Raw genomic sequence first — 21,259 nt, forward strand, 5'->3', positions numbered from 1 at the left:
TTAGAGGGAAATTTTTGTTTGTTGTCTGTGTAAAGAGGAGTAACTGTTTTTTAACAGTTACTCCTCTTTTTTTGAATCCGGCTTCTCTGCTTTGCGAAGTGCCTCACTTTGGATCGCTTCGTTCAGAGAAAGCATCTTATCATCCAGTTCAGCTACAAATTCTGCGCAGGCACGGAGATCTTTGCTGATATATTCCGGTGCGCTGCCCTCGAACTTGTAGTAAATCTTATGCTCCAGGCTGGCCCAGAAGTCCTGGGCGATGGTTCGAATCTGTACTTCTACGATGATATCCACCACACGGTCTGACAGATGTACCGGGACAGCCACCAACATATGATAGCTACGGTATCCGCTGACTTTCGGGTGGGTGATGTAGTCGGTAAGTTCCACAACGCGCAGATCCGACTGCTTTGCCAGCATATCAGCGATCCGGTAAATATCCTGAGTAAAGGAACAGATGATACGAATACCGGCGATGTCGGTGATATACTTTAACATATTCTCCAGAGTCACTTCGTGACCGTGGCGTTTTAATTTTTTGACGATACTTTTCGGTTCTTTGATCCGGGACTTCACGTGTTCGATTGGATTGTAATTATGAATGTGAATAAATTCCCCATTCAAAATGTCAATTTTTGTGGACATCTGGCGAAGGGCAGCATCATAGAGAAACATCATGGTTTCCCAGGAATCCGCATCGTCAAGAATCTGTGATACATATTTTAATGCGTCCATATAATTTTCTCTGTACTTTCTGATTTATTTTATTTCGTAACTGTTCAGTACCTTCACAGTTACGAGCCAAAATGCATTTAAACGATAAAAACACGCTTTGCGAGTTTTTATCGTTATCGCGGCACTCCTCAAGGTTCCGTGCAAGCATGGACTTTGACTCGTTGCTCGCGTAAATCACCTTCGGTGATGGCATTTTGGCTTGTATGTCTCGGGATTTTGACATATTCATGTCAAAACACCTCGCGGGACAGTGGCTACTGAATAGTTACTTTATTTCATTTATTTTTCAATTCCGGGACGGGCGGGAAGACCCTGATCAAAGGGATGTTTGATTTTACGAATCTCCGAAACATAGTCTGCAAGAGCCACCAGTTCTTCACTGGGCTGCTGACCGGTCAGAATAACTTCCAGATGTGCCGGTTTCTCATTCTTCAGATAATCCAGCAGAATCTGCTCGTCGAAAAGACCCGCGCGGATCGTATAGATCAGTTCATCAAAAAACAGCAAGTCATAATTTTCTTCTGCCGCTTTTGCAGTGATTTTGCGGAATTGTTTTTCATAGTAAGTTTTCCGTTCCAGTTTTTCGGAAATTGTCATCTGGAAACTGAACTTTTCCTGTTCCAGCCCATCAACAAAAGTGATATTCGGAATCTGTTGCAGAATCTTCCGTTCACTGGTTTTGTTATTTTTCATAAACTGATAGATCAGAACTTTATATCCATAACCTGCAGCGCGGGTACAAAGTCCCATTGCAGTAGTAGTTTTTCCCTTTCCATCTCCGCAATATACATGTACATAACCTAAGTTGTCTTTCATGATCAACACCTCCAAACAGTAATATGTCACGTCCATCGTTGTTAATATTCAGTATACAGGAAAAGAGAAAAAGATGCCAGTGAAAGGAGAGAAGAACAGAAAGGTTTAAGAAAATTTTTAGAATGTGGTCTGCACAATAAGATTACGAAGGGGTTGTCTGCATAAAATACCCGCGGTTGAACAGCTGTTCAACCGCGGGTATCTTATACCGATATAGAATCTGTAGATAAATCTTAGCCGAAATATCTTTTCAGCAGACCTTCGAATGCTTTTCCGTGTCGAGCCTCGTCGCGAGCCATTTCATGAACGGTATCATGGATTGCATCCAGGTTAGCTGCTTTTGCACGTTTAGCCAGATCGAATTTTCCTTCGGTTGCACCGTGCTCAGCATCTACACGCATTTCCAGATTTTTCTTTGTGCTGTCGGTTACAACTTCACCAAGCAGTTCAGCGAATTTTGCTGCATGTTCAGCTTCTTCGTAAGCAGCTTTTTCCCAGTACAGACCGATTTCCGGATATCCTTCTCTGTGAGCTACACGAGCCATAGCCAGATACATACCGACTTCAGAGCATTCACCTTCGAAGTTTGCTCTCAGATCAGCCAGAATATCTTCCGGAACACCTTTTGCTACACCTACAACATGTTCAGCAGCCCATGTTTTTTCTCCGCTCTGCTCTTTGAACTTGGAAGCCGGTGCTTTACATACCGGACAGACTTCCGGTGCAGTTTCTCCTTCATAAACATATCCACATACAGTACAAACAAATTTCTTCATAGTGTCAGTCTCCTTTTCTTTTTTGGTAGTTTATCTTGAAAACGAATATTCTATGCAATTCGTCTTCTTGAGTTTAAATTAATAATAGTAATTATTACTGATATTAGGTTAACATATTGCTTCCTGATTGTCAAGATGATTTTAAAAATCTTTTGATTTTCGATCTTGTTTCTGACAATTCTGACAACGCAGGAAGCGTTTACATCGTATCTTTTTTCAGACAGTCGGGGCAGATGCCATAGAAGTTTGTGACATGTCCCAGAATCTTTCCTTCAAAATGTTCCGCGGCCAGAGCCTCCGGCTCTTTCATGTAATCCAGATCCAGATCCAGATCCATCACTTGATGGCAGCGGGTACAGATCACATGGTAATGAGGTCTGACCTGTCCGTCGAAGCGGTCAGCACCATCTCCGGTACAGATCTTCTGAATCTCCCCGATATCGGCCAGCAGAGCCAGGTTGCGGTAGACAGTTCCAAGACTGATATTAGGATAAATCTTGCGCAGCTGATGGTATACGGTATCAGCCGTAGGATGATCAGTACGTGTCATCAGAAACTCTTTGATAGATTCCCGCTGACGGCTGTATTTCAGAGAGGCCATAGAGATCCTCCTTTCCATAAATAATAACAGTAATTATTACTGATATTAATATAAAATAAAACGGAGAAAAAGTCAAGAGTTTTCTCCGCTTTATTAATACTCAGTAACTGTTCAGTTCCTTCACGGCAGTTACTGAATAATTACAATATTTGTAACTGTGAAGGTACTGAATAGTTACCAATATTTATTCAAAATCATTGCGTTCACAGAACAGATCAAATACGGCATTGATGAGGTCCTCGTCGTCCAGACCTTCGAATTCCATTTCATCCAGATCCAGATTTTCAGAAGTGATTCGCAGGATATGAACAGGTTCATCGTCTCCGCCGTCCGCAGGATAAAGAACAGCAAATTCCTGGTCTTCGTATTCTACAATATCCAGAAGTTCAAAGCGGACAGATTCGCCGTACTGGTCAGTCAGAGTAATAATATTTGGTTCCATAAGAGCCTCCTTTATATACAATATACAGTTTGTTTTATTGATTATAATACAGATTTAATATTTTGAAAAGTACTAGAGCGTGTCTGAAAAATCATTTCCGCAATCTGCAAGCCCCACTTAGCGGTATATTTTACCCTCATTCGGTTGCCGTAGCCCGCTACGCCTACGTTTTTAAAGCTGCACACTCGAATCTGTATCCTGCGTGTATGGTATAGTTATTTATGAAACGCTGTACCGGGGAAAATACAGGTTATAAAATGTCGAGGAAAAGATAGAAGAACATCGAGAAACAAGTAGTATTTAAGGCATATTTCTGTTATATTAAAAAAGAAAAAAGAACAGGGAGGGGTTGAGGGCTTATTAATAAGAAAAAAAGACAGGATCTGGCCAGAAATTATGTAGGGGCGATGTCAGTGTTTATTCTGGCGGTAGGAATCGGACTGATATTCTTTTATGTAGCTGCACAGAAAACGATTGACAGTAGTTCACAGGAGAGAATGAAAACAAATGTAGCCAGACAGAGCGAACATCTCCGTACAATTTTAAATATTCATTATTTATATCTGGAAGGGATTGCTGAGAAGATAGCGGAAAGCAATGAACTTATGAATGAAGAAAATAAGGAAGTACTTACTGTTTTTCAAAAAAATACATCACTGGACCGGCTGGCATTGATCGATCCGGAGGGAAATGCATATTACGATAATGGAGTAGAGAAAAATGTTTCACACCGGCGGTATTTTAAAGAGGGAATCAGTGGGAACCGGACTTTAAGCGATCCACTGGAGAGTAGTGTGGACCAGGAGACGAGAGTGGTACTGGGTGTTCCTGTATTTCATGAGGATGAAGTGATTGGTATTCTGTGTGGTTCCTGTAATGTCGGTGAACTGAGCCAGATGTTGTTTGATGATTTGTTTTCCGGCAATGGATATAGTCTGATCGTTACTAAAGAAGGAAAAATAGTTGCTCATACCGGAGAGCCGGTGGATCATAAGTTTTCTTACGGAGAAGATATATTTACTTTTTATAATTCAAAGACGACACGGGAAGGGCATAGCATCAGTGAGGTAAAACAGAACTTTGCTATGGGAGAGGACGGGCTGGTTCGGCTGTCTGGTTATGCCGATGGTTCTGATCGATATCTGGCATATGCCCCACTTGGAATCAATGACTGGATGATCTGCTATGTTGCATCGGTAACGGTTGCGCAGCAGTCTTACGCATTCGTGGAAAAGTACGAGATGGTATTTCTTGGATGCTTTGGAATTCTGGTCTGTCTTCTGATCTTATATATTATCCGAAAGAATCGTCAGAAGACGGAAGCGATTCTCCATTCTGCACAGACGGACGAACTGACACAGGTGTACAGCCGTAAATATGCGGAACAGTTTGCCGAAAATGCACTGGAAGAGGCGAAAGACGGAAGTATCCATGCGTTTTTCATCATGGATATAGACAAGTTTAAAGAAGTCAATGATGTCTACGGACATGCGGTGGGAGATGTGGTACTTCGTACTTTCGGTGTGTTGCTGGGAAGACGGTTTCGTGGGGATGATATTGTGGGACGAATCGGTGGCGATGAGTTTATTATCCTGATGCGAAATGTAACTACAAAAGAGGCCGTCAGAACAAAGGCGGATCAGTTGATGGCAGAGACGAAAAAGCTGGTGTTTGACGAGATGGATGGAAAGGGTATCACGATCAGTGTGGGAATCGCACTGGCTCCGGAGCATGGAAAAACCTATATGAATCTGTACCGAAGCGCAGACCAGGCATTATATGAGACGAAACGGAACGGACGAAATGGATTTACAATTTATGGAGAAAACCGAGATATCACGGAAAACAGATAAATTTATCGAAGTAACGTAAAAAAGGGATTGCACAGAGAAAAAAGAAGTGGTATGATATAGAAAAGCAGAACAAGGGGGTTCGAATAGTATCCTTGTTCTGCTTTTTTGTTGCATAGGAGACTCATAGTCAGTCTGAAATGAGAGGAGAGGATTAGTATGAAAAAATTCATGGAAAGATTCATAGAGGCTGTAAGAAAATATGAGGAGCTGTTATCATATGCGCAGGGAGAATTCATTCTTCCGTATCATTCCGGTGCGGGGATGATTGGGTATTATTATAGCCCGATTCCGCTTGTAAAGTAGTCTCGTAAAGGAATGCCAGGAGGCAAGGCATTATTTTTGAATCACCTGAAAATTAATTCTGTATAAATAATGGTTGAGCAAATGCAATGATTATTATTCAGAAACGAGACAGATAGAAAAATGCGCAAGAAACATCTGATTTTAATAAATATAATTACGTGAAAAACCAGCGGAAAGGCTCCCGGTTCCCGGGAGCCTTTCCGCGTCCGCTTTAGCAAAAATAACGTCTCTCTTACCAAAGCTCCGCCAGTTCATAAATCAATTTCTCGGTTTTCTCCCAACCCAGACAAGGATCCGTAATCGATTTTCCATAACAGTGTTCGCTCACTTTCTGAGCACCGTCCTCGATATAACTCTCGATCATCAGTCCCTTCACCAGTTTATGAACATCTTCTGAAACCTTACAGCTGTGCATAACATCCTTACTGATACGGATCTGTTCCGCAAACCGTTTTCCGGAGTTGGAATGATTGGTGTCTATGATAACAGCAGGATTTACCAGCTTTGTCTGAGCGGATTCGTTGACTTCCTGATAGTGTTCCAGGAGATTCTGCAGATCTTCGTAATGATAGTTCGGCATATTTCTTCCGAATTTGTCCACATAACCACGCAGAATCGCATGTGCGTAAGGATTACCGGGAGTTTTTACTTCCCAGCCGCGGTACAGGAACATATGACCATGCTGTGCGGCGATGATAGAATTCATCATGACAGAAATATCTCCGCCGGTCGGATTCTTCATACCTGCCGGGATGCCAACGCCGCTGGCGGTCAGACGGTGCTGCTGGTCTTCGACAGAACGGGCACCGATGGCAACGTAAGACAACAGATCCGATAGATATCTGTGATTTTCCGGGTACAGCATCTCATCGGCACAGGTAAATCCCGTCTCATTGACTGCTCTGGTATGCAGGTCACGGATCGCGATGATACCCTTTAACATGTCTTCTTTTTTTTCCGGATCCGGCTGATGCAACATACCCTTGTAGCCCATACCGATGGTTCTCGGTTTGTTTGTGTAGATACGGGGAATCATAAAAATCTTATCTGCGACCTTATCCTGTACGGTGCGGAGACGACTGATGTAATCGATCACCGCATCTTCATTATCCGCAGAACATGGTCCGATGATCAGCAGAAGACGGCCATCTTTCCCCTCGAAGATTTCGCGGATCTGTCTGTCACGGTCCGCTTTGATTGCTGCTATTTTTTCACTTACCGGAAACTGTTCTTTTAACTCCTTCGGGGTTGGTAGTTTCCGTAAGAATTCCATATCCATTTCCATAATTTCAAAAGCCTCCATAAAAAATAAAGAATTTTACACTTCAACGCGTTGCAGTGCGAATCTGTTTATAATCATACTTGGTTACAGACGATTCGTCAACCCTTTTTTGAAATTTAATTACTCAATCTGCCATTTACAAATTTCGTAACTCTTCAGTACCCTCACAGTTACGAGCCAAAATGCATTTCTAATCACCTTCGGTGATGGCATTTTGACTTGTATGTCTCGGAATTTTGGCAAAAAACATGGCCACCGACTGAATTGTTACCTGTTTTCTTCAAAATCATGTTCATAAAAAATACCGGGAGCTTTTCAGATTTTACAGAGAAAAGCATCCGGTGGGACAAACATATTATGCTTTTTTCCCGGAGGGAAGCTGTGCCAGAATGATCGCTGCAAACATCAGCACACATCCTGATAACTCTCGTGCGGAAAGCTTCTGATTCAGAAGGATCCAGCCTGCCAGTACCGAGATGCAGGATTCCAGACTTAAGATCAGAGAAGCCACAGTCGGGTTCATATCTTTCTGTCCGATGATCTGCAGGGTGTACGCAACACCGCAGGACATCACACCGGCATAAAGAATCGGTGCCCAGGCGGCAAAGATATCTGCCAATACGATATGTTCCGTAAAGACAGCCGGGATCGCACATAAGAATCCGCAGACAAAAAACTGGATACAGGACATTTTCACACCGTCAACCTTGGGCGAAAAATAGTCGATTACCAGAATATGTAAGGAAAACAGCAGGGAACATACCATGACCAGCAGATCCCCTTTTCCAACGGAAAAACCGTCTGTGATGCAAAGCAGATACAGTCCTGCCAGTGCAAGTGCAACAGCGATCCAGATGGTGGCGCCGCATTTTTTCCTCAGAAAGAAATGGCCAAGAATCGGAACGATAACAATATAGCAGGCAGTGATAAATCCTGCACGTCCGACCGTTGTATACTGGATGCCCATCTGCTGAAAACTGCTGGCAAGTGCCAGAAGAATACCGCAGCAGACACCGCCGAGAATCAGTGCACCGGTCTGTTCTGCCTGTTGTTGAGGCGATAGCAGTTCCTCTTTTTGGGCAGATTTTCTGTGATCCAGAAAGAAAATGCATGGAATCAGGACGATTCCTCCGATGATGCTTCGAACAGCGTTGAAAGTAAACGGACCCACGTGATCCATACCAACGCTCTGGGCTACGAAAGCCACACCCCAGATGGTGGCTGTCAGCAGCAGAAGCAGAGAATTTTTAAGCTGTGTCTTTTTCATAAAATCCCTTCCCTTCATAGTAATATCGGTAAAAGACAACTGTTCAACAGACACACAGATACCAAACAGCGTAACATATGCAATCATATCATGAGAAAAGAAAAAAAGGAAGCAAGAATAAGGAGGGTTCAGATACTTTTTGGAGATTTTTGGGGGTTTTCTATTGATAAATATTATCATTAAGGATAAAATCTACATAGTTGTCGGGAGGATTTTGAGATTCTGGAAACCTTCGGACGGATGACAGCAAGAAAATAAAGAAAAGAGGAATGCAGTCATGACATTAAGAGATTTACCGGTAGGAAAGACAGCAACGATTCGCTCGGTAGGCGGAGAAGGGGCGCTGCGTCAGCATTTTCTGGATATGGGACTGATTCCACAGGGAGAGGTAACAGTAGTAAAGTACGCTCCCATGGGAGATCCGATGGAACTGCGGATTCACAGTTATGAACTGACACTGCGTCTTGCAGATGCGGAGAAAATCGAGATTGAAAATATACGGGATGCCGGACAGGTAAAACCGGAAAAAAAAGAACGAACAGTAATCCCCCATCCGGGACTTGGAGAGGGTGGTAAATATCATGAGAAGGAAACGGAACATCCTTTGCCGGATACAGAGGTGCTGACATTTGCACTTGCAGGGAATCAGAACTGTGGAAAAACCACACTGTTTAATCAGCTGACCGGATCCAGTCAGCATGTGGGTAACTTTCCGGGAGTAACGGTGGACCGAAAAGATGGAACTATCAGGGGAAAAGAAAACACACTGGTGACCGATCTTCCGGGAATCTATTCCATGTCCCCATATTCCAGTGAGGAGATCGTTACAAGAAATTTTGTGCTGAATGAACATCCGAAAGGAATCATCAACATTGTGGATGCTACCAATATTGAGCGGAATCTGTATCTGACCATGCAGCTGATGGAGCTGGATATTCCGATGGTGCTTGCCCTGAATATGATGGATGAGGTACGGGAAAACGGCGGATCGATTCTGGTCAACCAGATGGAAGAGATGCTGGGGATACCTGTGGTTCCTATTTCGGCGGCGAAGAATGAAGGTATTGATGAACTGGTAGCCCATGCTCTGCATGTGGCAAAATATCAGGAACGGCCAAAGGAGACAGATTACTGTGATGCCAATGAAGATGGTGGTGCGGTACATAGATGTCTGCATGCGATCATGCATCTGATCGAAGATCATGCAAAGGCAACACAGATACCTGTCCGTTTTGCGGCGGCGAAGCTGGCAGAAGGGGATACGCTGATTCTCGAGGCATTGAAACTGGATCAGAATGAAAAAGAGATGCTGGAGCATATCGTGAAACAGATGGAAACAGAGCGTGGTCTTGACCGGGCGGCGGCAATTGCGCACATGCGATTTGATTTCATTGAAAATGTCTGCGATGAGACAGTGGTCAAACCACGGGAGAGTAAAGAGCATCTGCGAAGTGTGAAGATCGATAAGATACTCACCGGAAAATACACGGCGATTCCGTGTTTTATCGGGATCATGGGTCTGGTATTTTTCCTGACTTTTGGAGTAATCGGTGCTTTTTTACAGAATATCCTGGAAGTAAGTATCGATGCGCTGGGAGGTCTGGTGGATCAGTGGATGGGGGCAGCGAATGTCAACAGTGTCCTTCGGTCTCTGGTAATGGATGGAATCTTTACCGGCGTGGGAAGTGTCCTGAGTTTCCTGCCGATCATCGTTACACTGTTTTTCTTTTTATCCATGCTGGAAGACAGCGGATATATGGCAAGGGTGGCTTTTGTGATGGACAAGCTGCTCAGAAAGATCGGACTTTCCGGAAGAAGTATCGTACCGATGCTGGTAGGCTTTGGATGTACAGTACCGGGAGTTATGGCGAGCAGAACGTTGCCTTCGGAACGTGACCGTAAGATGACGATTCTTCTGACACCGTTTATGAGTTGTTCGGCGAAGCTTCCCATCTATGCGTTTTTTGCGGCGGCATTTTTCCCGAAGCATGGCACACTGGTGATGATCGCTTTGTATTTTGGCGGTATTCTGATGGGTATCCTGATGGCACTGGTATTCCGTGGGACTCTTTTTAAAGGCAATGCTGTACCGTTCGTGATGGAACTGCCCAATTACCGGATGCCGGGAGCCAAGAATGTGGGACACCTTCTGTGGGATAAGGCAAAAGACTTTTTGCAGCGTGCGTTTACTGTGATCTTTATGGCAACACTGGTGATCTGGTTCTTACAGACCTTTGATGGTCATCTGAATATCGTCAGTGATTCGCAGGAGAGTATCCTGGCGACGGTGGCCAGTGTGATCGCACCGGTTTTTGCACCGATGGGATTTGGCGACTGGAGGATATCCACAGCACTGATCACCGGATTCATGGCAAAAGAGAGTGTGGTATCTACGTTATCCGTTCTTTTCGGACAGACTTCGGTGCTGCTTGGCTGTATCACACCGGTATCGGCAGCCAGCCTGCTGGTGTTCTGTCTTCTGTATACACCATGTGTGGCGGCAATTGCATCCATTAAGAGGGAGCTTGGAAGCAAATGGGCGGTCGGTGTGGTGATCGGACAGTGCGTGATCGCCTGGGTGGCTGCGTTTGTGGTGTATTTGGTGGGAAGTATTTTATAGGATTGTGAGAGTGCAAAGTACGGAACAATCCGGTATCAGAGAAAGAAGCTGTACTGACAGAGAAAGTTGGTGCAGCTTCTTTCTGTCCGGAGATTGTTTTCCGGAAACATGTTGGAGACAGTTGACCGGAAGAACATACAACAGGTAAAATTAAAGTAATAAAAATGAGAAAAGAGAGGGTAATCGAATGAACAAATTACTGTATGGGGTGGCATATTATGATGAGTATATGCCGTGTGACCGACTGGCCAAAGATGTGGAGATGATGAAGGCAGCAGGGATCAATTTGGTGCGTATCGCAGAGTCCACCTGGAGTACCTGTGAACCGCAGGAGGGCGTGTTTGATTTCAGCCACGTGATACGGGTACTGGATGCGATGGAAGAAGCGGGCATCTCTGTGATCATCGGAACACCGACCTATGCGATCCCGACCTGGATGGTAAAATCTCATCCGGATGTACTGGCAACCACAAAGAAGGGACCAGGCATCTATGGGGCGCGTCAGATCATGGATATCACACATCCGGTATATCGTTATTATGGGGAACGGGTGATCCGGAAACTGATGGAGGTGTCTGCACACAGAAAATGTGTCATCGGCTTCCAGCTGGATAATGAGACAAAATATTATGACACTGCGGGAAAAAATGTGCAGGAACAGTTCGTCAAATACTTGCGGACAAAGTTTAACGATGATCTGGATGCGATGAATCAGGCGTTTGGATTGGACTACTGGAGCAACCGGATCAATGCGTGGGAAGATTTTCCGGATGTGCGTGGAACAATTAACGGAAGTCTTGGTGCGGAGTTCCAGAAGTTTCAGAGAACGCTGGTGGATGATTATCTGCAGTGGCAGGCGGATATTGTGAAAGAGTATGCAAGGGAAGATCAGTTCATCACCCATAACTTCGATTTTGACTGGCGGGGATATTCCTACGGAGTACAGCCGATGGTAGATCACAAACATGCAGCAAGGGCACTGACAGTAGCAGGGGTGGATATCTATCATCCGACACAGGACGAACTGACCGGTGCAGAGATTTCCTATGGCGGAGACAGTACCCGTTCACTGAAAGCAGATAATTATTTTGTTCTGGAGACAGAGGCACAGGGATTCCCGGGATGGGTTCCTTACGACGGACAGCTTCGTCTGCAGGCATTCAGTCATCTGGCTTCCGGGGCAAATATGGTGGAATACTGGCACTGGCATTCGATCCACAATTCTTTTGAGACATACTGGAAAGGACTGTTGAGTCACGACTTTAAGGAAAACGATACGTATCGTTCTGCGAAAGTGATTGGTAAGGAGTTTGCGGAGCTGGGAAACCATCTGGTGAATCTGAAAAAACACAATAAAGTCGGTTTCCTTGTGAGCAATGAAGCACAGACGGCTCTGGACTGGTTCCCGATTGACGGAACCGCAGGCGGTGGTGGCGGATGCAAATATAACGATGTGGTCCGGTATGTCTATGATCAGTTATATAAACTGAATGTGGAATGCGATTTCCTGTGGCCGGAAACAGAAAGTTTTGCGCAGTATGATCTGCTGGTAGTGCCGGCACTGTACGCAGCACCGGAAGCCCTGCTTCAGAAAATCAATGACTATGTGGCAGCAGGCGGTCATCTGTTTACCACATTCAAGACCGGTTTCACGGATGAGAATCTGAAGGTGTTCCATGACAGCCAGCCACATATTCTGGACCGGTGTCTGGGTATTTCCTACAGCCATTTTACGTTCCCGAAACAGGTAAAACTGTCAGGAGAGACGTATCACTGTGAAGATAATGAGTTGAAAAATTTTATGGAACTGGTGAACCCGGAAGGGGCACAGGTGCTTGCTTCTTATGATCATTATAATTGGAAGCGGTATGCGGCAGTGACGAGAAATGCGTATGGAAAGGGAACGGCTACTTATCTCGGCTGCTGGACCGGTGATGCGATGCTTCGGGAGATCCTTACGGATGTGCTGAAGGATGCAGGATTGTGGGGTATGGAACAGGAAGTGGAGTTCCCGGTGATTATCAAGAAGGGGACAAATGATCTTGGAAAAGAAGTTGTATATTATCTGAACTATTCGCCGGAAGTACGGAATGTGATTTATCATGGCACTGATGGAGAGGAATTGTTTGGAAAGGCTGCAGTTACTGATGGACAGGTTTTGGAAATCGGGGGCTGGGATCTGAAGATTGTGGAACGGTAAATAAAAGGGGAGCTGTCCTTCATGGATGAAAACTATGGAGGACGGCTTTTTTTGCTTTGTCTATCCCCCGGATGAGGATATAAAAAAGAAAAAAGTGCGAAAATATCGGTTGAAAAAAGGATAAAAATATAACCCCACAGGGGGCTTGCGAGGAGAGAAAAGACAGGTTATGATAGGCACACAACAGAAGAAGGTTGTAAGTTCGCTCAGACCGTACTGCCTCCTCCGCATCTAAAAGCAGTATGGGTTGGAAAGCAAATAATGTCAGAAGTGAGGAAAGAAATCCGGGAAAGATTCCTTTCCTTTCTTTTTACAGAAATCTGAAAGGGGAAACATATGAAGAAGAAAATGGTTGCGGTATTGCTCGCAGCAGGTCTGGTGATATCGCTGGCGGCCTGTGGGGGTACATCAGAAACAGGTAATACTGCGGATGTGAAGACGGGGAATGAGGAAACAGCAGATGATGAACCTGCAGAAGAAGCAGAAAATACAGAAGAATCTACACTGACATACGGATCCGGAGATTATACACGGATCAATCCTGCGATGGATGAGCACTGCGAGATCAATGTGCTGTTATTTAACGGACTGACTGCTCATGATGCGGATGATCAGGTAGTGCCGGGGCTTGCAGAAAGTTGGGATTATGATGAAGATACTTATACCTATACATTCCACATCAGAGATGGAATTAAATGGCATGATGGGGAACCATTTACGGCAGACGATGTAAAATTTACAATAGAAGCGATCATGGATCCGGACAACGGATCGGAGAATGCACCAAATTATGAAGATGTGCAGGAAATTACAGTCACAGATGACCAGACGATTGCCTTTAAACTGGCAGAACCAAATGTGGCATTTCTGGAATATATGACAATGGCGATTTTGCCAAAACATCTTCTGGATGGAGAAGATATGCAGGAGTCGGATTTCTTCCGTCATCCGATAGGAACAGGTCCATATAAGCTGGAAAGTTGGGATGCAGGGCAGTCAATTGTCATGGTGAAAAATGAAGATTACTACCTTGGCAGTCCGAAAATCGATAAAGTAATCTTTAAGATTGTAGAGGATGACAATACACAGGCAGTACAGTTACAGTCCGGTGAGATTGATATGGCTCTGTTAGATCCGAAAAATGCACAGAGTTTTAAGGATACAGAAGATTATACCTGTTATGATATGACAACTTCGGATTATCGTGGTATTATGTTTAATTTCGGCAACGATTACTGGACGGAAAATAAAGATATTATTCCGGCAGTATGTTATGGTATTGACCGGCAGGCAATTATTGATGCAGTGCTTCTGGGTCAGGGAATGCCGGCCTATGGTCCATTGCAGAGAAATATCTACAATGATGAGAAGGTGGAACATTATGATTATAATCCGGAAAAGGCAAAAGAGATTCTTGAGAATGCGGGATGTACCATGGACGATGATGGTTTCTACGAGAGAAATGGAGAAGAAATCGGCTTTGTAATCAGCGTCATGTCCGGAGAACAGGATCGAATTGATATTGCACAGGCAGCGGCACAGCAGTTGCAGGAGATCGGCATCAACTGTACGGTAGATATTCCGGCACAGATGGACTGGGGAGGACAGATGGCCTGCCTGATCGGCTGGGGAAGCCCGTTTGATGCAGATGATCATACCTACAAAGTTTTCGGAACGGATAAAGGAGCCAATTATTCCGGTTATTCCAATGAAAAAGTGGATGAATATCTGACACTGGCAAGACAGTATGAAGATCAGGAAACCCGTGCGAAATATTATGATCTTTTCCAGGAAGAGCTGGCAAAGGATCCGGCATATGCATTTATCTGTTATATTGATGCCAATTATGTGGCGGATTCGGATATCAAAGGAATCTCCGAAAAGACCGTACTTGGTCATCACGGAGTTGGTATTTTCTGGAATATTCAGGAATGGGAAATCGTGAAATAAAAAGAAAGATGAGAGATGCAAAGAGACTGGTAACAGTCTCTTTATGCAGTTTTGAGAGGTTAGTCATGAATGAGTTACTGAAGGCAGAACATCTGTCAGTAAGCTTTTTTACGGATGCCGGTGAAGTGGAAGCGGTTCGGGATGTAAGTTTTACTGTGGAAAAAGGGGAAGTACTGGCCATTGTGGGAGAATCCGGGTGCGGAAAGAGTGCATTGTGCAAAAGTATTATGAAATTACTTCCGAAGACAGCAAAAATCAAGTCCGGGAAAATACTGGTGAATGGAGCGGATATTACGGACTATACGGAAAAGAATATGTCACGGCTGCGTGGAGAACTTTTTTCGATGGTCTTTCAGGATCCGATGACATCTCTGAATCCGACGATCACGGTTGGAAAACAGATCGGGGAGGCGGTGAGGATCCATAATAAAAAAATGTCGAGAGGACAGATCAGAAAAAGAGTTATAGAACTGATGCAGTTGGTGGAAATAGACAGACCGGAAGAAAGGATCCGTCAGTATCCTCATGAATTTTCCGGGGGTATGCGTCAGAGAGCAGTTATGGCAATTGCCCTTGCCGGTGATCCGAAGATTTTGTTTGCCGACGAACCTACGACTGCGTTGGATGTGACGATTCAGGCGCAGATTCTTGATGTTTTCCGGAGAATCCAGAAAAAAATGGAGATGGCAACCGTCTTTATCAGCCATGATCTTGGTGTTGTAGCAGGAGTGGCAGACCGTGTAGCTGTTATGTATGCGGGAAAGATTGTGGAAATCGGGACAGCAGAGGAAATTTTTTATGATCCAAGGCATCCGTATACCTGGGGACTGCTACAATCACTTCCCATCCTGGCAGGAGAAAAAGAATGGCTTCCGACACTGCCTGGCATGCCGCCTACTCTGATTCATCCGCCAAAGGGTGACGCGTTTGCGGAAAGGAACGTATATGCAATGAGAATAGACTATGAAAAAGAGCCTCCTATGTTTCGGGTTACAGATACTCATTATGCGGCGACCTGGCTGCTGGATGAGCGGGCGCCGAAGGTGAAGGTTCCGACGGGAGGACAAAGGGATGGAGAATGATATTATACTGGATGTGCAGCATCTTTCACATGTGTTCCGGCTGAACCGGAAAACAAAAGTCAAAGCAGTAAACGATGTTTCTTTTCGGATAAAAAAAGGTGAAATTTACGGACTGGTAGGAGAATCCGGATCCGGGAAATCCACAGTGGCACGCTGTGTCATGAATATATACAAACCTTCCGGGGGAGAAGTCTTTTATAAAGGGATTCCTGTCTGTAAAAACAGGGAATTTCAAAAAAACCGGAAAATGTTGCAGATGACGAGGCAGATGATTTTTCAGGACTCAGCTTCCAGTCTGAATCCGGGAATAAAAGTCAGAGATATCGTGGCGGAACCGCTGCGTATTCAGTCACGGAAAATCCGTACAGATAAAAGAGAAATAGAAAAACAGCTGGAGATGGTGGGACTTGACGGTAGTTATCTGGAGAAATATCCGTATGAATTGTCCGGTGGGCAACGACAGAGAGTGGCAATTGCACGGGCACTGTTAGCAAAACCGGATCTGATTGTGGCAGATGAGCCAATCGCATCGCTGGATGTATCTATTCAGGCACAGATGGTCAATTTGTTTCGAAAATTGCAGAAAGAGCAGGGATTTTCCTTTCTTTTTATTGCACATGATCTCTCGATGGTGAGATTCCTGTGCGATCGGACCGGAGTTATGTATCATGGAGGACTGGTTGAAGAAGGAACCACAAAGGATGTGTTTTCACATCCGGAACATAAATATACAAAAGCATTGCTAGAAGCAATTCCCGTACCGGATCCGAGGGAAGAACGAAACAGAAGGGTGATGAAGTGCAATGAGGGGTGAACAGGTATTATATTATGGGAAAAAATTGCTGATTTTTATCATCAGTGTATGGGTACTGTCTCTTGTAACGTTTTATGTGTCCAGACTTGCACCGGGAGATCCGCTGATTTCTTACTATGGAGAACGCGTGGAAAAGATGAGCCCGGAAGAAAGGGAATGGGCAGAGGAGAAAATGGGGCTGAATGAGAAAATATCTGTGCAGTATGCAAGGTGGATCCGTCAGGCATTTCATGGGAATTTTGGAATTTCCTATAAATATAAAATGGATGTACTGGAGGTATTGAAAAGCAGAATCGGCAATACACTGGTTCTCGGAGGAATTGGCTTTCTGGTCATATTTTTCGGATCGTTGTTTCTGGGAGTGGTGTGTGCATGGAAAGAGGGCGGATGGACAGACCGGATGATCTGTAAAGTGGGAACGGTAATCAGCTGTGTACCGGAGTTCTGGCTGGCGCTGGTACTGATTCTTGTATTTTCTGTTTCTCTTCGATGGCTTCCGAGTTCAGGAGCTTATGCGGTAGGCAGGGAAAATAATATTATGGATCGGATTGTACATATGATTCTTCCTCTGACGGTTATTGTGACGGAACATCTCTGGTATTACGGCTATATGATCCGGAATAAAATGCTGGATGAGATCCGGGCAGAGTATGTATTGCTGGCGAAAGCAAAAGGAATGAAAAAGTCCCGGATCATGCTTTTTCATTGCATGAGAAATATCATGCCGGCGTATCTAAGTATTATGGCAATTTCTGTGGCACACATTATGGGTGGAACGTACGTGGTGGAAACGGTTTTTTCCTATCCTGGAATCGGCACACTGGCATATGAAAGTGCCCGCTATAAAGACTATAACCTGCTGATGGTAGTCAGCCTGCTGTCCGGGATTATAGTGATTGTCTGTAATATGGCAGCACAGATTATTAATGAAAGGATCGATCCGAGAATCCGCATCAGCAGACAGCCGGATATGCAGGAGGTGAGGGAATATGAATGATCCGTTTGAAATTGTCGGTATAAGGCAGGAACTTCAGAATCATCAGATGCAGGAACAAGAAAACAGACGGTACCGGGCAATTCCCTGGTTTTCTGTTGTTGTTCTGCTGATAATTGTCGGGGGATGCCTGTTTTGTGAAAAGTTTATGACAAAAGATCCGTCTTATATGGATCTGAAAAATTATACTGTCGCACCATGCAGGGAGTTTCTGTTTGGAACAGATACTATGGGACGGGACATTTTCTCCATGATATGGTATGGTGGACGGCAGTCTCTGTTTATAGGATTTGTGGCAACAATGGTATCCACCGGTATTGCAATTATATTTGGAACAGTCAGTGGTCTGGCACCGGAATGGCTGGATATGTTACTTATGAGAATGACAGAGATTTTGCTGAGCATTCCCAATCTGCTTTTGGTTATTTTTCTGCAGGCGATTCTGGGGAAGGCAAATGTGCTGAGTCTGTCGCTGGTTATAGGAGTTACAAGCTGGACCAGTATAGCGAAAGTAGTAAGAACAGAAGTGCGTCAGCTAAGAAGCAATGAATATGTAGTTGCAGCCAGATGTATGGGTGGCGGCTTTTTCTATATTCTCCGGAAACATCTTGCCCCCAACTTTTTATCTTCTATTATGTTCATGGTAGTTATGAATATTCGAAGTGCGATTGTGGAAGAATCTACGCTGAGCTTTATGGGGATCGGGTTGCCACTGGAGATCATCTCCTGGGGAAGCATGCTGTCACTGTCAGAAAAAGCACTGCTTACCGATGGCTGGTGGATCATTCTGATTCCCGGGGCGTTTCTTGTTGTAACCTTATTGGCCATTACCGGGATAGGAGATTATCTGAGAAAAGAGTTGAATAAGAAAGAGAGTTATCTGTAGAGCGGAAGAAAATGCGATATGACGGATTCTTTTCTGACATTTTTTCTCATTCTGTTGTTTTTGATTGCATCTTTTTTTGAAACAAAGTAAAATACTAATGGAAAAAATGAAATAACGTAACTGTTCAGTACCTTCACAGTTACGAGCCAAAATGCATTTAAACGATAAAATCACGCTTTGCGAGTTTTTATCGTTATCGCGGCACTCCTCAAGGTTCCGTGCAAGCACGGACTTTGACTCGTTGCTCGCGTAAATCACCTTCGGTGATGGCATTTTGGCTTGTATGTCTCGGGATTTTGAAATATTCATGTCAAAACATCTCGTGGGACAGTGGCTACTGAATAGTTACGAAATAACAATATATGCAGGAGGAGAAACATGGATAACAAAGAATTCGCTTTACAGGAACACGAAAAATGGGCTGGAAAAATCGAAGTGATTAGTCGTGCAAAACTGGATACTCCGGAAGATCTGGCTGTCTGCTATACACCGGGTGTTGCGGAACCCTGCATCAAAATATCAGAGGATGTGGATCTTTCTTATAAATATACCCGTCGTCACAACATGGTAGCGGTCGTTACAGACGGAAGTGCCGTACTGGGACTGGGTGATATCGGACCGGAGGCAGGTATGCCGGTTATGGAAGGAAAATGCTGTCTGTTCAAGGCATTTGGCGATGTGGATGCATTTCCGTTGTGTGTGCGCACCAAAGATGTGGACGAGATCGTAAAGACTGTCAGCCTGCTGGCAGGAAGTTTCGGTGGAGTTAATCTGGAAGATATCTCCGCACCGCGTTGTTTTGAGATCGAACGCAAGTTAAAAGAGTGTTGTGATATTCCGATCTTTCATGATGACCAGCACGGAACCGCAGTGGTAACAATGGCAGCTATGCTCAATGCGCTGAAAGTAGTCGGAAAGAAGATTGATGAGATCAAAGTAGTAACTTCCGGAGCAGGTGCAGCCGGTATCGCGATCATCAAACTGCTGATCAGTATGGGCTTGAAAAATGTGATCATGTGTGACCGGAAGGGTGCGATCTACAAAGGCCGTGAAGGACTGAACAAAGAAAAAGAAGAGATGGCTGAGATCTCCAACAGGAACATGGAAAAAGGAAGTCTGGCAGATGTGATCAAGGGGGCAGACGTATTTATCGGTGTATCCGCACCGGGAACGGTGACACAGGAAATGGTTCGCACAATGGCTCCGAATCCGATTCTTTTCCCGATGGCAAACCCGACACCGGAGATTATGCCGGAAGAGGCAAAGGCTGCAGGTGCAGCTGTGATCGGAACTGGAAGAAGTGACTTCCCGAACCAGATCAATAATGTACTGGCATTCCCGGGTATCTTCCGTGGCGCACTGGATGTGAGAGCGAGCGATATCAACGATGAGATGAAGGTAGCCGCTGCATATGCGATCGCAAATATTATCACGGATGAGGAGAGAAATGCAGAGTATATCATTCCCAATCCATTTGACAAACGGGTGGCAAAGGCGGTTGCCGAGGCAGTTGCGAAGGCTGCAAGAGATACGGGAGTTGCAAGAATCTAAGAAATTCAGAAGCTGCTGTGGTGATGGAGTGGCTGTGTGTATAGTTGCTCAGGCGGGAAAGTGATAGAAAAACAGAAAATCAGATGCAGGCTACAGAAATACTGTAACGGCATCTGATTTTTTACTGCAATAGATAACAAAAATTGATCTGTGGATCGATTTTGACTATTTATTTCTGGTGCTTCTGACGATAGGCTCTTGGAGAGACACCTACCAGTTTTTTGAATGCCTGTGTAAAATAGTTCTGCGAAGAAAATCCGCTGGACTCGGCGATCTGTGTGATGGAGTAGTCGGTGTCACACAACAATCGTTTGCTGTGGGTGATCCGCAGTTGTAGCAGGTAGTTGATCGGTGAGACGGAGAAGGCAGCAGAAAACTGATGGGAGAGATAGAATTTATCCCAGTGGACGATGGCTGCGATCCGCTCGAGTGTTACCGGTTCGTGGAAGTGTTCTTCGATGTAGGCTTTGGCGCGCTGACATTCATAGGGGATATCGGTTGGCGGCGCAAAGGAGAATTCTTTTCCGGTGATCCGGTGGAGCTGCAGAAGCAGAATGGACAGATAATGCTGGCAGACTTCCTCATAGGAAGTCTGTTTTTTTTGTAGTTCTTCCAGGATCGTGTGCAGGAGTGAGAGGATCATTTCCCGGTGGGAGGAGAGCTGGAAGATCTGGAAGGGGGAGAAGGTTTCTCCTTCGTGGAAGCGAAACTGTAGGTTATCGATTCCCAGCACAATATAGTGCATTTTCTTTTCCGGTGAGGAGCGCTCGGTGTGGTGGACTTTGGGGTTGACGATGACGAGGTTGTTTTTTCGCAGAGGGATCTGGGTTTCATCGGTGCACAGCCATCCTTCGCCGTCGGTTACGTAGAAGAGTTCGGTACAGTCGTGGGAGTGGAGGACGCCGTTCCAGTCGGAGCCGAAGGAGGAGGAGGTTACGTAGCGGAGGTGTTGGTGGGGCGGCTGGTGTTCGGGGGATAAGTCTGTTAAGGAATAGGATAGGGTGGACATGTGAAAGCCTCCTTGTAGGTTAGTTGATAGACGGACGAAATTGAGCACCTGCTTCTGGGGACAGACAACCGCTGGTAA

At 44.9% G+C, this 21,259-nt stretch carries 20 protein-coding genes; 12 read left to right on the plus strand and 8 right to left on the minus strand.

What is annotated here, in order from left to right; all coding sequences use genetic code 11:
- Positions 1–57: 57 nt before the first annotated feature.
- From FYJ57_RS00380 to FYJ57_RS00400, 5 genes are all read right to left on the minus strand, one after another.
- Positions 58–735 (minus strand): GTP pyrophosphokinase, encoded by a 678-nt coding sequence (locus FYJ57_RS00380; protein WP_154431107.1) that lies wholly within the window; start codon positions 733–735, stop codon positions 58–60.
- Positions 736–1,014: 279 nt separating this feature from the next.
- Positions 1,015–1,551 carry a cob(I)yrinic acid a,c-diamide adenosyltransferase gene (locus FYJ57_RS00385; RefSeq protein WP_117523097.1) on the minus strand — a complete coding sequence of 179 codons (537 nt, stop codon included), beginning with the start codon at positions 1,549–1,551 and terminating at the stop codon, positions 1,015–1,017.
- A gap of 233 nt (positions 1,552–1,784) precedes the next feature.
- The gene (locus tag FYJ57_RS00390) at positions 1,785–2,327 is read right to left on the minus strand and encodes an NADH peroxidase (protein ID WP_154431108.1); all 543 of its coding nucleotides are present in this window, start codon (positions 2,325–2,327) and stop codon (positions 1,785–1,787) included.
- Between the two features lie 199 nt (positions 2,328–2,526).
- Positions 2,527–2,928: a Fur family transcriptional regulator gene (locus FYJ57_RS00395; RefSeq protein WP_154431109.1), complete on the minus strand. Its 402-nt coding sequence runs from the start codon at positions 2,926–2,928 to the stop codon at positions 2,527–2,529.
- Between the two features lie 184 nt (positions 2,929–3,112).
- A complete protein-coding gene (locus tag FYJ57_RS00400; RefSeq protein ID WP_106491163.1) occupies positions 3,113–3,370 on the minus strand; it encodes a DUF1292 domain-containing protein in 258 nt (85 codons plus the stop codon).
- Positions 3,371–3,432: 62 nt separating this feature from the next.
- Here FYJ57_RS00400 and FYJ57_RS16120 point away from each other — a divergent pair, with 62 nt between their 5' ends.
- From FYJ57_RS16120 to FYJ57_RS00410, 3 genes are all read left to right on the plus strand, one after another.
- Positions 3,433–3,585, plus strand: a complete 153-nt coding sequence (locus FYJ57_RS16120; RefSeq protein WP_321069585.1) for a DUF6783 domain-containing protein — start codon at positions 3,433–3,435, stop codon at positions 3,583–3,585.
- A 192-nt stretch (positions 3,586–3,777) separates the two neighbouring features.
- The gene (locus tag FYJ57_RS00405) at positions 3,778–5,223 is read left to right on the plus strand and encodes a sensor domain-containing diguanylate cyclase (RefSeq protein WP_154431110.1); all 1,446 of its coding nucleotides are present in this window, start codon (positions 3,778–3,780) and stop codon (positions 5,221–5,223) included.
- 156 nt (positions 5,224–5,379) lie between these two features.
- Entirely contained in the window at positions 5,380–5,526 is a 147-nt protein-coding gene (locus FYJ57_RS00410) for a hypothetical protein (RefSeq protein WP_154431111.1), read from the plus strand.
- A gap of 232 nt (positions 5,527–5,758) precedes the next feature.
- On the opposite strand, the gene FYJ57_RS00415 is transcribed toward FYJ57_RS00410, so the two are convergent.
- Together FYJ57_RS00415 and FYJ57_RS00420 are read right to left on the minus strand one after the other, a co-directional pair.
- Positions 5,759–6,811, minus strand: coding sequence for a 3-deoxy-7-phosphoheptulonate synthase (locus FYJ57_RS00415; RefSeq protein WP_022171812.1), 1,053 nt, complete (start codon positions 6,809–6,811; stop codon positions 5,759–5,761).
- 352 nt (positions 6,812–7,163) lie between these two features.
- Positions 7,164–8,075, minus strand: coding sequence for a DMT family transporter (locus FYJ57_RS00420; protein WP_154431112.1), 912 nt, complete (start codon positions 8,073–8,075; stop codon positions 7,164–7,166).
- Between the two features lie 277 nt (positions 8,076–8,352).
- Between FYJ57_RS00420 and feoB the strand changes: the two genes are divergently transcribed.
- From feoB to FYJ57_RS00460, 8 genes are all read left to right on the plus strand, one after another.
- A complete protein-coding gene (gene feoB, locus FYJ57_RS00425) occupies positions 8,353–10,695 on the plus strand; it encodes a ferrous iron transport protein B (RefSeq protein ID WP_154431113.1) in 2,343 nt (780 codons plus the stop codon).
- Positions 10,696–10,882: 187 nt separating this feature from the next.
- Complete coding sequence (locus tag FYJ57_RS00430) at positions 10,883–12,895, plus strand: beta-galactosidase (RefSeq protein WP_022171815.1); 2,013 nt, start codon at positions 10,883–10,885, stop codon at positions 12,893–12,895.
- A gap of 336 nt (positions 12,896–13,231) precedes the next feature.
- Entirely contained in the window at positions 13,232–14,845 is a 1,614-nt protein-coding gene (locus FYJ57_RS00435) for an ABC transporter substrate-binding protein (protein ID WP_154431114.1), read from the plus strand.
- Between the two features lie 65 nt (positions 14,846–14,910).
- Entirely contained in the window at positions 14,911–15,927 is a 1,017-nt protein-coding gene (locus tag FYJ57_RS00440) for an ABC transporter ATP-binding protein (RefSeq protein WP_154431115.1), read from the plus strand.
- Positions 15,917–16,741 carry an ATP-binding cassette domain-containing protein gene (locus FYJ57_RS00445; protein WP_154431116.1) on the plus strand — a complete coding sequence of 275 codons (825 nt, stop codon included), beginning with the start codon at positions 15,917–15,919 and terminating at the stop codon, positions 16,739–16,741. The genes FYJ57_RS00440 and FYJ57_RS00445 overlap by 11 nt, the downstream gene beginning before the upstream one ends.
- Positions 16,731–17,738 carry an ABC transporter permease gene (locus FYJ57_RS00450; RefSeq protein ID WP_154431117.1) on the plus strand — a complete coding sequence of 336 codons (1,008 nt, stop codon included), beginning with the start codon at positions 16,731–16,733 and terminating at the stop codon, positions 17,736–17,738. The genes FYJ57_RS00445 and FYJ57_RS00450 overlap by 11 nt, the downstream gene beginning before the upstream one ends.
- A complete protein-coding gene (locus FYJ57_RS00455; RefSeq protein WP_154431118.1) occupies positions 17,731–18,621 on the plus strand; it encodes an ABC transporter permease in 891 nt (296 codons plus the stop codon). Before FYJ57_RS00450 ends, FYJ57_RS00455 begins: the two co-directional genes overlap by 8 nt.
- 378 nt (positions 18,622–18,999) lie before the next feature.
- Positions 19,000–20,172, plus strand: coding sequence for an NAD(P)-dependent malic enzyme (locus FYJ57_RS00460; RefSeq protein ID WP_106493447.1), 1,173 nt, complete (start codon positions 19,000–19,002; stop codon positions 20,170–20,172).
- Positions 20,173–20,341: 169 nt separating this feature from the next.
- On the opposite strand, the gene FYJ57_RS00465 is transcribed toward FYJ57_RS00460, so the two are convergent.
- Positions 20,342–21,016: a helix-turn-helix domain-containing protein gene (locus FYJ57_RS00465; protein ID WP_227338809.1), complete on the minus strand. Its 675-nt coding sequence runs from the start codon at positions 21,014–21,016 to the stop codon at positions 20,342–20,344.
- Here FYJ57_RS00465 and FYJ57_RS15710 point away from each other — a divergent pair.
- Positions 20,945–21,151, plus strand: coding sequence for a hypothetical protein (locus FYJ57_RS15710; protein ID WP_287890380.1), 207 nt, complete (start codon positions 20,945–20,947; stop codon positions 21,149–21,151). The two genes, FYJ57_RS00465 and FYJ57_RS15710, sit on opposite strands and share 72 nt — an antisense overlap.
- The last annotated feature ends 108 nt before the right edge of the window (positions 21,152–21,259 follow it).

Source organism: Oliverpabstia intestinalis (assembly GCF_009696065.1).
In the GTDB taxonomy this organism is placed as follows: domain Bacteria; phylum Bacillota; class Clostridia; order Lachnospirales; family Lachnospiraceae; genus Oliverpabstia; species Oliverpabstia intestinalis.

What these genes read in the sequence shown, in the direction of transcription:
- FYJ57_RS00380 (WP_154431107.1), bottom strand. Translation starts at nt 735, where the DNA reads ATGGACGCATTAAAATATGTATCACAGATTCTTGACGATGCGGATTCC.
- FYJ57_RS00385 (WP_117523097.1), bottom strand. Translation starts at nt 1,551, where the DNA reads ATGAAAGACAACTTAGGTTATGTACATGTATATTGCGGAGATGGAAAG.
- FYJ57_RS00390 (WP_154431108.1), bottom strand. Translation starts at nt 2,327, where the DNA reads ATGAAGAAATTTGTTTGTACTGTATGTGGATATGTTTATGAAGGAGAA.
- FYJ57_RS00395 (WP_154431109.1), bottom strand. Translation starts at nt 2,928, where the DNA reads ATGGCCTCTCTGAAATACAGCCGTCAGCGGGAATCTATCAAAGAGTTT.
- FYJ57_RS00400 (WP_106491163.1), bottom strand. Translation starts at nt 3,370, where the DNA reads ATGGAACCAAATATTATTACTCTGACTGACCAGTACGGCGAATCTGTC.
- FYJ57_RS00405 (WP_154431110.1), top strand. Translation starts at nt 3,778, where the DNA reads ATGTCAGTGTTTATTCTGGCGGTAGGAATCGGACTGATATTCTTTTAT.
- FYJ57_RS00410 (WP_154431111.1), top strand. Translation starts at nt 5,380, where the DNA reads ATGAAAAAATTCATGGAAAGATTCATAGAGGCTGTAAGAAAATATGAG.
- FYJ57_RS00415 (WP_022171812.1), bottom strand. Translation starts at nt 6,811, where the DNA reads ATGGAAATGGATATGGAATTCTTACGGAAACTACCAACCCCGAAGGAG.
- FYJ57_RS00420 (WP_154431112.1), bottom strand. Translation starts at nt 8,075, where the DNA reads ATGAAAAAGACACAGCTTAAAAATTCTCTGCTTCTGCTGCTGACAGCC.
- feoB (WP_154431113.1), top strand. Translation starts at nt 8,353, where the DNA reads ATGACATTAAGAGATTTACCGGTAGGAAAGACAGCAACGATTCGCTCG.
- FYJ57_RS00430 (WP_022171815.1), top strand. Translation starts at nt 10,883, where the DNA reads ATGAACAAATTACTGTATGGGGTGGCATATTATGATGAGTATATGCCG.
- FYJ57_RS00435 (WP_154431114.1), top strand. Translation starts at nt 13,232, where the DNA reads ATGAAGAAGAAAATGGTTGCGGTATTGCTCGCAGCAGGTCTGGTGATA.
- FYJ57_RS00440 (WP_154431115.1), top strand. Translation starts at nt 14,911, where the DNA reads ATGAATGAGTTACTGAAGGCAGAACATCTGTCAGTAAGCTTTTTTACG.
- FYJ57_RS00445 (WP_154431116.1), top strand. Translation starts at nt 15,917, where the DNA reads ATGGAGAATGATATTATACTGGATGTGCAGCATCTTTCACATGTGTTC.
- FYJ57_RS00450 (WP_154431117.1), top strand. Translation starts at nt 16,731, where the DNA reads ATGAGGGGTGAACAGGTATTATATTATGGGAAAAAATTGCTGATTTTT.
- FYJ57_RS00455 (WP_154431118.1), top strand. Translation starts at nt 17,731, where the DNA reads ATGAATGATCCGTTTGAAATTGTCGGTATAAGGCAGGAACTTCAGAAT.
- FYJ57_RS00460 (WP_106493447.1), top strand. Translation starts at nt 19,000, where the DNA reads ATGGATAACAAAGAATTCGCTTTACAGGAACACGAAAAATGGGCTGGA.